Raw genomic sequence first — 10,538 nt, forward strand, 5'->3', positions numbered from 1 at the left:
GAAGTGAAACCTCTTAGCGCTGATGGTAGTGTGGGGTTACCCATGTGAGAGTAAGTCATCGCCAGCTCATTATTCGAAACACCCCCTGATACGTCAGGGGGTGTTTTTTTATGCAAGGAGAAAAAAGAAAAAAGGAAAAGAACGTTATAAAAGTAGAAAAAGCTAAAGCACAAAAATAGGAAAACGAGAGATATTAAAAAAGAATGAGGCTAAACAGCGCTAAAAATTTACATCAAGGTGAGCCTATATTCTTTATAGTGAAGTTCAGTCTCCAAGGTATAAAAACAATAGGATGTACATATGCTCCAAGATCTTGATGAAGTCTCTATTTTAGAGATATTGCAGCAACGCTTTGAGGAAAATATGCAGCGTCATCCAGAATTACTTTGGGATTATGTTAAAAAACAATTGATAGCACAGCCCTCAAAACTACAAATTTTAATCGAAATGGAAAAAACAGGCGGTGAGCCAGATATTGTGATGCTGAATCAGCAATCTAATGACCTGATATTTTATGATTGCAGCTTAGAGTCGCCAAAGTTTAGAAGAAACTTGTGCTATGACCGTGATGCCTTGGAGAATCGGAAGGATCATCCCCCGAAAAATAACGTTATAGACATGGTTCGAGACATCGGTGCTGAGCTACTGACGGAAGAAGACTATCGAGCGATACAGCAAGTTTTTCATTTCGATTTAAAGACTTCGAGCTGGATTGTGACGCCAGCGGATATTCGGCAAAAGGGCGGGGCACTGTTTTGTGATCGACGTTATGATCATGTATTTAGCTACCATAATGGCGCGCAGTCATATTATGCGTCTCGTGGATTTCGCTGTAAGCTGGTGATCGCTTAATCTCAGTGCTATAAATGTTTTTAAAACAATCAAGTGCGTTAAAGCGAGCTTTTCTAAAGATGTAATTGCGTTTGTTTTTTAGACATTTAAAATTTTTCTAAACTAAAGATAGAAATAAATGATGGTGTGTCGTTCTGAAGTTTAATGAAAGAATAGAAGAATTAGGCCTGAAAATAAGGGTATTATTATTTAAAAAAATCAGTTAAATAATCATATATTGATAATGTTTAATAATTAAACTAAAGCATGAAAAATAACACAATTAACATGTACTTATAAGCGACTAGATTTATTAAACATACGTCTAATATCCCTAGAAAACACTGTTCCGTATATTCCGTGGCTGTTGAATTTTACTTAAAAATTCAATGAATGTTATGGACAAGTACTCATGGGAGATGAGAACGATGACAACGGAAAAAATAGACATAAATTCTGTAGTCGATAAGGCTAAATTTACCCCGTTCCACTTCAATGTAGTGGCTTGGTGCTTATTGATTATTTTATTTGATGGCTACGATTTAGCGATTAATGGCGTGGTTTTACCATTATTGATGCAAGACTGGGGCTTAAGTGCAATGCAAGCGGGGATGCTTGCCAGTACTGCGCTCGCAGGCATGATGTTTGGTGCCATGTTCTTTGGTTCTTTAGCGGATAAGATTGGCCGTAAAAAAGTCATTATGATCTGTATCGTTTTATTTAGTGGTTTGACCTTTGCCGGTGGTTTTGCGTCGAATCCAACAGAATTTGGTATTTTGCGTTTCTTGGCTGGTTTAGGGATTGGCGGTGTAATGCCTAACCTTGTGGCTTTAACGTCTGAATACGCGCCGCAGAAGATGCGTAGCACACTGGTAACGACGATGTTTAGTGGTTATGCAGTCGGTGGTGTGATGGCGGCACTTTTAGGTTCATGGTTCACCCCTGACTTTGGTTGGCAAATCATGTTCTTTATTGCGGGTATTCCACTTTTCCTTTTACCTGTGATTTGGAGATTTTTACCAGAATCTTTGGCATTTATGGTGAAAGAAAACAAACAGGAAAAAGCCCGCAGTATCGTGAAGCGCTTAGCACCTGAAGTGAAAGTGACTGAAAATACAGTGTTCACTTTGCCTCAAGAAAGCGTGCCTGAAGCTGCTAACGTGGTGAGTTTATTCCGCCGTGGTCGTGCCGTAAATACATTATTGTTTTGGGTGGCGTTCTTTACGTGCCTATTGACCATGTATGCGCTAAGCAGCTGGTTACCAAAACTGATGATGGCAGCCGGTTATTCTATGGATAACAGCTTAATGTTTATGATGGTCATGAACGTGGGCGCAGTTGTGGGTATTGTTGGCGGTGGTATTTTGGCTGACCGTTTCCATTTAAAACCTGTGCTGATGGTTTTGGGTATGATGGGCGCGATTGTGATGAGCTTGATGGGCTTCCAATCAAATCAGTTCTTGCTATACATTTTGGTGTTCTTGGCAGGTGCTGCATCTATTGGTTCGCAAATGCTGCTGTACAGCTATGTGGCGCAGTATTACCCACTTGCTGTACGTTCGACGGGTATTGGTTGGTCTTCTGCAATTGGTCGTATGGGCGCGATTGTAGGGCCGATTCTGATTGGTGGTTTGCTCGGTATGAACTTACCTGCGCATTTCAACTTTATGGCGGTGGGTTTACCTGTACTGATTACTGCGATCGCGGTTGCATTGATCATGCATGAAAACGACAGTGATAAAATTGATGTTAAAGAGGCATCTACAGCGAAAGCCTAAGTTGTGATTCTTTAAAAAGAAAAGCCTCCGAAAGGGGGCTTTTTATGCTCTAATAGAAATGATATTTAGAATATTTAAAATTATGACAAAAGAAAGATGTTTAGAAAAAATGAAATACGTCCGTGATGCCTTTTGGTTTAGTTTAGGTGCTTACGGATTAGCAGTAAAAGAACCAACAAGCCGTTATTTGAGTAATTATAATTTAACAGTATCAGATAAAGAAATATATGTCTTAAGCGGAAATGAAGTAGCTGCTACAGATTGGCTTTTATATAATATTAATTTTTCAAATACTTTAGACAATGGTTCAGCAAAAATGTTTGTTAAACAAACATTTTACTACATGATTTTAGAAACTTTCGAAGCTGCCAAAAGTTATGCTTTTGAAAATAATAAATCTGATCATTTTAGGTCACAAGAATGGTATGCCTTTGCAAGGCATCTTAGAAATGCAATTGGTCATAATGGTGTATGGTCTATAAAAGGAATTCCTAATGATTTGCCTACTACTTTTAGGAATAAAACTATTGATTTGAGTTTTAACGGTCAAGAGCTAGGCGACTTTATTGGTTGGGTATATGGATTACAATTGTGTGCGACAATTCAACTGTGGGTTGGAGAGAGTTAATATTTTGTTGTGTTGTTAATTATTTGGTTTTAATTAATCTAATATCTAACTAAGCCCTTATTAATACTATTGTGAGAAAAATATGAACTTTAATTCTATCTCCCCAATCCCTGAAGACGATGAAGAACTGCATCTGCCTGAGCTAGTGTACTGGGCATCTTTAGGTGAACTTGCAGAAGTCGAAAAATCTTTGGCGAATGGCACAGACGTAAACTCTGCCGATGAAGAAGGCTACAGCGCACTGCATGCAGCAGCAGAAAACGGCTATTTAGACGTAGTGAAGCTATTGGTAGGCAAAGGTGCAGATGTAAAGCACAAAACCCAATATACCGCTTTAGAACTTGCAGAAATGGCAGGTCATGACGATGTTGTGGCATATCTCAAAAGCCTCTAAGTCCGATTGCGCAAAATCATGATCGTGAAATCCTCCAGCTGAATCTGGGGGATTTTTTTAATGGGTCATAAAAAATTAATAGATAGAAAAAGAAAACCCCGACATCCTGTCGGGGTTTTCTTCGTATTTCGTGTTCTAGATACAACTCCTTGTCATATCTCACGTCCTGATGTAGAAACTTATTGTTATTGTTATTGTTATTGTTTTATGTTTCGGAAACTTCCTGTTTCCTGATAACTGTAGATTAGGCCTGTTTGAATAAATTGAATAGCAGCAATTTTCTGCATGCCATGTAAGCCAAAACGTACAAAATTATTCTGTTACCTTTCCAAAGAAAAATCATCTGATTAATTGATTAGAATCAAATGATTATAAAAGGGAAGGGAACAATAAATGAAACAATGTATACAATATTTTCGAACGCCTAGCCTCATCGTCGGTATCTTGATGACAGCCGCATGCCATGCGGAAAACACCACAACTACAGCACAAGATCAAACACCAAGCCAAGCTCAAAAAACGGCACAAATCCAGCAAGAACAACGCTTTAAAATACAAAAAATCGCTCAATTTAATGAACCTTGGGCGTTTCAACAACTCCCAGATGGACGCTTATTGCTAACTGAAAGAAAAGGTCAACTGATCATCTTTAACCCGCAAAATCAGCAGAAAATACAGGTGAAAAACCTTCCCAAAGTTGCCTATGGTGGACAAGGTGGATTAGGTGATATTGCACTTGATCCACAGTTTGAAAAAAATCATCAGATATATCTGAGCTATGCAGAAGCAGGACAGGGCGGTTTTGGCGCTGTCATCGAAAAAGCCACATTAAACCTCAATGAAGCTTCGCCAAGTTTAAAACAGCGAAAAATCATTTGGAGGCAAATTCCAAAAGTAGAAGGCCAAGGCCATTATTCACACCGAATGCAGTTTGGCGCAGATGGAAAATTATGGGTGAGTTCGGGCGAACGTCAGAAGTTTGATCCTGCACAAGATCTGCAGTCAAATTTGGGTAAAGTACTGCGCTTAAATAGTGATGGAACACCTGCTGTAGATAATCCATTTCAGACCCAAGGCGAGGTTGCAAAGCAAGTGTGGAGCTTCGGGCACCGTAATCCTTTAGGCATGGCATTTGATGCAAAACAGCAGCTTTGGGTGGCCGAAATGGGCCCGAAAGGCGGTGATGAGTTAAATCTTGTGCAGCGTGCGAAAAACTATGGCTATCCACATGTGTCGAATGGTGATCATTATGATGATCAGCCGATTCCTGATCATCATACACGGCCTGAATTTGAAGCGCCTGCCATCAGTTGGACACCCGTGATTTCACCGTCGAGCCTGATGTTTTACCAAGGGCAAAAGTTCCCTTTGTGGAAAAATAAAGCGCTGATTGGCGGTTTGTCGTCTCAAGTAATCGTGATTGTGGACACAGCGCATCAGCCGGCAGCAGAAATCCAGCGCATCAACATGCCGCAGCGTATCCGTGGCTTGATAGAGGCCAAAGACGGCGCCATTTGGGGGATTGAGGACGGTGAAAAAGCATGGTTATTCAAAATTGAGCCAAAATAGCGGCTAAAAAATAAACAAAAAATTCAAAAAATAAAAAAAAAGCCCCTACGGGGCTTCTCACATACAGGCCTGCACGAATTTTAAATCCGTCAGCTAAGCCGCATAGTGCTCATCGGCATTAAATGCATTGGCTTGAATTTGAATTAATTTACGATTTCCTTGTTCTCCATTCATTCGCCAATGCGCAATTTTAATATTATCGACGATCGCAACATCACCTTTATGCCACTGCAAAAGCAGGGCATCTTTATACATCGCATCAAAAAATTGCTGCTTTTCGGCATCGCTCCATTCAATTTGTTGACCTTCTGGCGTGTAAATTTCCCAAGTCAGTTGCATGCCGTCCGCTGTCGAATCGATTTCAATCTCCCCGCGATTTTCAAAGCAATTTTTGGCCGCCTGATGGGCAAATGGATTGGTATTATTAGCAAAAGCCCACGGCTGAATCACATGCTTTTTCGTATCGGGGTGATGAATCACCAGTGGCGAACGCTGCAAGGTCAGTTTGGCTTTTTTATCTTGTCGAATCTCTAGACTAAACGGGCTCTTTTTCAGCAATAATCGGTCAAATAGCCCCACCTCGCGCGCCGAGACATAAGAAAAATGGTTCCATGCACCAAGATATTTTTCCTGTAGATGTTTCGGAAAATTCTCCCAAATCTGCTCTAAGTTATTAAATCCTGTTTCTGCCAAATACGTCGAAGGTTCCTGACAAAATAAGGCGATATAACGCGAGCGTTCTGAGCGCACACCACCTTCAACATGTGGGCCTTGTACCGAGTTTTCGACTGGACCCAATTGCACTGTGTTGCGATCGATATAACGACGGTAGTCGCCTGCGCCGAGCAATTTCTCGCTGTATTTTCGCATCCAAGATGCAACCCAGCTGGGCATGTTGGGGTTAAATGCATTCCATGGCGTAAACTGAAAATATTGTTCAATCAGTTGGTTAAATTGTTCGGGTTGCTCGATGTTAAAACCACGAAACAGTAAGATGCCATTTTCATGGATTTGTTGTAAAAGCTCTTGTCGATGCGCGCCAATATATTGTGCAAGATCTTGTGGGCTATTGTGTTCTGGAGCGGCATGAAAAATGCGGGTAAAACTATTCAGTTGTTGCTGTTGCAATTGCATAGGTCATTCTCTAATTTTTTAATTCAATTTTTATTGTTGTCGCCTAATCCCTAAGCGCTGACAGTTCGAGCTGCTGAACTCGCAGCCGTTATTCTGTCTAAATTCTCTGCCGATTATAAGTACAGTTTTACTGTTGCGATGTAAGTATTGTTGATAAATTGCGATTTTTCGACGAATAGAGTGCGATCTCTGAATGAATGACGACATGAAAAAAGCCCTCGACATCCTATTGCAAAATCAATAAGTATTTGGATACCCATTCTTTTTTAAGTTGGACACTTTAATAAACGTATTCATTAATTTTGCAGTGTTCCTCAATTGGTAATGTGAATACCATGCCACTCACCAACGAGCTAATACGATTACTTTCAGCCTTACGTTGCTTGGTATTCACCGACAGGGCATAAATGATCATTGTGTCCCGATACATTTTTTCAGGCTCAACTTTATAGTCAATTTCCGCAGCACAAACCATTTTTCTACTAACTTCGTGTGACGCTCTACGATAGACCTCACGATCATCACTAGCCAAAGTCAGCTTTCTTCGTAATTCTTGTGCATACTGCATATATACGCTAACAAATTCAGGGTTATTCCCATATTTGAGCTTTATGTATCCCTCAATATCATCACGCACACCATTACTATTTGCATCAATCCCACCAATGTTTTTTGTTTTATCTTCATTTTTTAGGAATTTTGATGTTCTCACTTCTTTTAGTGAATTCTGAATACTTGGATTAAGAAGCGAGGAACAGGCCATCAAAAGTATACTTAAGCAACTCAGTGCAATAACCGCTTTTTTCATAGGAATCATTTTACTTTTTTCGTTTAAATTTCGTTTTAGATGCAAAGAGTGTCTGAAAATAAGAGTGTCCAATTAAAAGAAGAATCTGTGTCCAGTACGATATACTATCAAGTGTCCAATTGGGCAAGAATATGCATCCTATCGAGGGCTTTTTAGATTCATTCTAAAGATATGACTCCTGTCATACCGATCAGCGTTCCTGCTGCATGTGCATTATTTATTTTTATTGCAAGACATCCTGTCTCTGTATGTTCTTACTATAGGCGCGTTGCTGTTGAGGCCATAGGCGTAAATACTGCAAGCGCTGTAGGTAAATGCCTACAGCAGAACGTCGCTAAATCCTGCTAGTGTAGTGATCTAAATAACAACAATGAGTTTCGCGCATGCCTGCAACACAAATCGATATACGGATGCAATACAGCATAGAACAAGAACAACAGTTGATAAATGCTGTCTTTGACGCCTTACAACAGAGTTTTCAACTGCCTCGATATGACCGCAATATACGTTTGCAAGTGCATGCGCTACATCGGTTTCAGGTGCTTGATCATTTGACGCAGCCTGAGCGCTTTACACATATCACCATCGATTGTTTTGCGGGACGAACCGTGGCAACCAAGCGTAAGTTATATCAAATGCTGGTGCAAAATTTGGTGGAATTTGGCATTCCGGCCGACCATATCATCATTACCTTACGTGAAAGCCCTCTAGAAAATTGGGGGATACGAGGTGGTCAAGCCGCCTGTGATGTCGATTTAGGTTTTCAGGTCGATGTTTAGTCTGTGCAAATACATGGAATGTTGCTTTCACATCGCCTAAACGAAAAAAGCCCCGACATCCTGTCGGGGCTTTTTCGGATTCATTCTAGCGGTATAACTCCTGTCCTACCGTTAAGCTTCCTGCTCATTGTCTTATCATTGTTGTTTTATGTTCAGTGACATCCTGTCGCTGTATGACCTTAATATAAAAGTAATCCAATAACGTGAATAGTGTCTATTATCCGCATCTAATGTAAGCCAAAACGTACAACACTTAAATTTTAATTCTGACCGTTCCTTCAAGGCATTGCATAGCAGCTAGGCTCTCGACTGCTAGATCTATGTTTCCAAATCGATCTAAACCGCTTTTAAAACAGCTGGAAGCTGGTTTTGAAGTGACTAAAAGCTTTATCAGCGGTGTTACATATTTTTGCGATTAATTGGTTGAATGGTGAACTAATTTATCAGACATTAAAAATTCATAATGAAAAATATACAGGGAATAAGATCGATGCTAAGAACACTTACACAACAACGGACGACGTCAAAACTTCAGCTCGCATTAGGCTGTGCCATTGCGCTTAGTGCTTCAGCAAATTGGGCAGCATCTCCACAAGAGATTAAGAAAATTGCGGAAAGTCAAAAACACAGTTATTTAGAGACCTTGAAAACCTTGGTCAATATTGAATCTGGCAGTAAAGATATTGAGGGTTTGAATCAAATTGCCAAGGTGGTCGCAGAGCAATTAAAAGCCACAGGGGCTGAGGTGAACGTGATTCAGCCCAAAGACATCATGAAACTCGATGGTGCGCCAGATCAGACAGGGCCGATTGTAAAAGCGGTACTAAAAGGCAAAGGTCAAACGAACATTATGTTGTTGGCGCATAACGATACGGTGTATCAAAAGGGCCAATTACAAGGTCAACCGTTTCGCATAGACGGTAATAAAGCCTATGGCTTGGGTATTTTGGATGACAAGCAAGGTGTTGCTGCAGTGATTCATGTTTTGGATATGCTGAAACAGCTGAAGTACCAAGATTACGGCACCATTACGGTATTAATTAATTCAGATGAAGAAATCAGTTCACCCGGCTCGCGCCAATTGATTATGGATACCGCTCAAAATCAGGACGTTGTCCTCTCCTTTGAAACCGGTGGTTTAGAGGGAAGCTTGATGTTAGCCACCAGTGGGATTGGTGCGGCTTATTTAGATATTAAAGGGCAGGGTTCGCATGCGGGGGTAAAACCTGAAGCAGGGGTCAATGCCTTGACAGAACTGGCTTTTCAGATTCAACAATTGGAAAATCTATCCAATCCGAAAACGGGTTTAAAGCTGAATTGGACTGTTGCGACGGCTGGAAAAACCCGAAATGTGATTCCTGACCATGCGACAGCGCAGGCAGATGCTCGTTCCTTAAAACCACAAGATTTTGCTGAGTTGGAAAAAACCTTGAAGCAAAAAGTCAAAACCAAAAAATTGGCGGAAAGTCAGGTCGAGGTCAAATTTGAAGTCCGTCGACCACCTTTAGAAGCCAGTCCACAAGCCAAAAAATTGGCCGCGACAGCCCAGCAGATTTACACAAACGAATTAAAGCTGCCGATGAAAGTTGAAACGACCGCTTGGGGTGGTGGTACTGATGCCGCTTTTGCTGGGGTTAGTTCGAAAGCCGCGATCATTGAAGGAATCGGTATGTCTGGCGATGGATTACATTCAGATAAAGCTGAATATATTTTGACAGATTCTATCGTGCCGCGTTTGTATTTGGTGACCCGCTTAATTGTGGAAAGTTCTAAAAAGTAATCGCATCCGATTGGATGAGATCCATTGAGCCATGGCCCTGAGTTTGGTTATGGCTCATGTTAGAGCTACACTTGTGCAGCATTTGAAATGAAAAAAGCCCCGACATCCTGTCGAGGCTTTTTCAGATTCATTCTAGCGGTATAACTCCTGTCCTACCGTAAGCTTCCTGCTTAGTCTTATCATTGTTGTTTTATGTTCAGTGACGTCCTGTCTCTGTATGTTTTAACTTTATCGTGGATGATGCATGGCGTATAGCTGCCATCTGCCGAAAATAATGTAAGCCTGAACCTACAAAAGGCGGCATTTATCACGCGAACGGCAATAATTAAGCACTCACATATTGCAGTAATTTTTTGAAAATCCCTTTAACCGCTTTGTTGTCAAATTCATTCGGTTCGAATTTATCTGTTTGATTACGCGTGAAAATGTCACGAATTTCAACTACAGCATTACTGTCAATTAAGCCCAATTGAGTTGCCACTTGGCGAATTTGATCAATCGAACGTGAACCATTGGTGCCTCCATAGCTAACGTATGCCGCAGGTTTTCCGCCCCATTCTTTACCGAGGTAATCCAATGCATTTTTGAGCGCAGGGCTGTAGCCGTGGTTATATTCAGGGCTAATGAAAATAAATGCGTCGCCTTGCGCGATTTTATCAAATGGAGCGTAAAACTCTGTCCTTCAGGTCAGAGATATAAGCGACACGACATGAAGTGTCGTTTGATTTAACTAAGGACTATTTTCCTTGAGTTTTGATTGTTAATATAAGTACATGAAAACCCTTAAATTACGTATAAAAGACAAACATTGCAAGGTGTTAGACCAACTAGCATCAG

The 10,538-nt window shown here is 40.7% G+C and carries 9 protein-coding genes and 1 pseudogene; 7 read left to right on the forward strand and 3 right to left on the reverse strand.

Annotation, left to right across the window (positions count from 1 at the left end; genetic code table 11):
• The first annotated feature begins 300 nt into the window (after positions 1-300).
• From FTU36_RS15915 to FTU36_RS15935, 5 genes are all read left to right on the forward strand, one after another.
• Complete coding sequence (locus tag FTU36_RS15915; protein ID WP_180056170.1) at positions 301-852, forward strand: DUF4256 domain-containing protein; 552 nt, start codon at positions 301-303, stop codon at positions 850-852.
• Between the two features lie 407 nt (positions 853-1,259).
• Entirely contained in the window at positions 1,260-2,609 is a 1,350-nt protein-coding gene (locus tag FTU36_RS15920; protein WP_180022954.1) for an aromatic acid/H+ symport family MFS transporter, read from the forward strand.
• 82 nt (positions 2,610-2,691) lie between these two features.
• On the forward strand, positions 2,692-3,237 hold the full coding sequence (locus FTU36_RS15925) for a hypothetical protein (RefSeq protein ID WP_180022953.1): 546 nt from the start codon (positions 2,692-2,694) through the stop codon (positions 3,235-3,237).
• Between the two features lie 82 nt (positions 3,238-3,319).
• Positions 3,320-3,631, forward strand: coding sequence for an ankyrin repeat domain-containing protein (locus FTU36_RS15930; RefSeq protein ID WP_180022952.1), 312 nt, complete (start codon positions 3,320-3,322; stop codon positions 3,629-3,631).
• Between the two features lie 393 nt (positions 3,632-4,024).
• Entirely contained in the window at positions 4,025-5,200 is a 1,176-nt protein-coding gene (locus FTU36_RS15935; RefSeq protein ID WP_180118520.1) for a PQQ-dependent sugar dehydrogenase, read from the forward strand.
• A 93-nt stretch (positions 5,201-5,293) separates the two neighbouring features.
• Here the strand turns inward: FTU36_RS15935 and FTU36_RS15940 are convergent, their stop codons facing one another.
• On the reverse strand, positions 5,294-6,334 hold the full coding sequence (locus FTU36_RS15940; protein ID WP_180005606.1) for a TauD/TfdA family dioxygenase: 1,041 nt from the start codon (positions 6,332-6,334) through the stop codon (positions 5,294-5,296).
• A gap of 280 nt (positions 6,335-6,614) precedes the next feature.
• Positions 6,615-7,142 carry a hypothetical protein gene (locus FTU36_RS15945; protein ID WP_180118522.1) on the reverse strand — a complete coding sequence of 176 codons (528 nt, stop codon included), beginning with the start codon at positions 7,140-7,142 and terminating at the stop codon, positions 6,615-6,617.
• 383 nt (positions 7,143-7,525) lie between these two features.
• Between FTU36_RS15945 and FTU36_RS15950 the strand changes: the two genes are divergently transcribed.
• Positions 7,526-7,921 (forward strand): tautomerase family protein, encoded by a 396-nt coding sequence (locus tag FTU36_RS15950; protein ID WP_180051169.1) that lies wholly within the window; start codon positions 7,526-7,528, stop codon positions 7,919-7,921.
• Between the two features lie 490 nt (positions 7,922-8,411).
• Positions 8,412-9,701 (forward strand): glutamate carboxypeptidase, encoded by a 1,290-nt coding sequence (locus FTU36_RS15955; protein WP_180118524.1) that lies wholly within the window; start codon positions 8,412-8,414, stop codon positions 9,699-9,701.
• Positions 9,702-10,026: 325 nt separating this feature from the next.
• Here FTU36_RS15955 and FTU36_RS15960 read toward each other — a convergent pair.
• A pseudogene (locus FTU36_RS15960) lies at positions 10,027-10,359 on the reverse strand (NADPH-dependent FMN reductase); the annotation flags it as partial.
• Positions 10,360-10,538 lie beyond the last annotated feature (179 nt).

The sequence above is a fragment of the Acinetobacter sp. YH12096 genome (assembly GCF_013419215.1).
GTDB classification, from domain to species: Bacteria; Pseudomonadota; Gammaproteobacteria; order Pseudomonadales; family Moraxellaceae; genus Acinetobacter; species Acinetobacter amyesii.

What these genes read in the sequence shown, in the direction of transcription:
- FTU36_RS15930 (WP_180022952.1), top strand. Translation starts at nt 3,320, where the DNA reads ATGAACTTTAATTCTATCTCCCCAATCCCTGAAGACGATGAAGAACTG.
- FTU36_RS15925 (WP_180022953.1), top strand. Translation starts at nt 2,692, where the DNA reads ATGACAAAAGAAAGATGTTTAGAAAAAATGAAATACGTCCGTGATGCC.
- FTU36_RS15940 (WP_180005606.1), bottom strand. Translation starts at nt 6,334, where the DNA reads ATGCAATTGCAACAGCAACAACTGAATAGTTTTACCCGCATTTTTCAT.
- FTU36_RS15950 (WP_180051169.1), top strand. Translation starts at nt 7,526, where the DNA reads ATGCCTGCAACACAAATCGATATACGGATGCAATACAGCATAGAACAA.
- FTU36_RS15935 (WP_180118520.1), top strand. Translation starts at nt 4,025, where the DNA reads ATGAAACAATGTATACAATATTTTCGAACGCCTAGCCTCATCGTCGGT.
- FTU36_RS15955 (WP_180118524.1), top strand. Translation starts at nt 8,412, where the DNA reads ATGCTAAGAACACTTACACAACAACGGACGACGTCAAAACTTCAGCTC.
- FTU36_RS15945 (WP_180118522.1), bottom strand. Translation starts at nt 7,142, where the DNA reads ATGAAAAAAGCGGTTATTGCACTGAGTTGCTTAAGTATACTTTTGATG.
- FTU36_RS15915 (WP_180056170.1), top strand. Translation starts at nt 301, where the DNA reads ATGCTCCAAGATCTTGATGAAGTCTCTATTTTAGAGATATTGCAGCAA.
- FTU36_RS15920 (WP_180022954.1), top strand. Translation starts at nt 1,260, where the DNA reads ATGACAACGGAAAAAATAGACATAAATTCTGTAGTCGATAAGGCTAAA.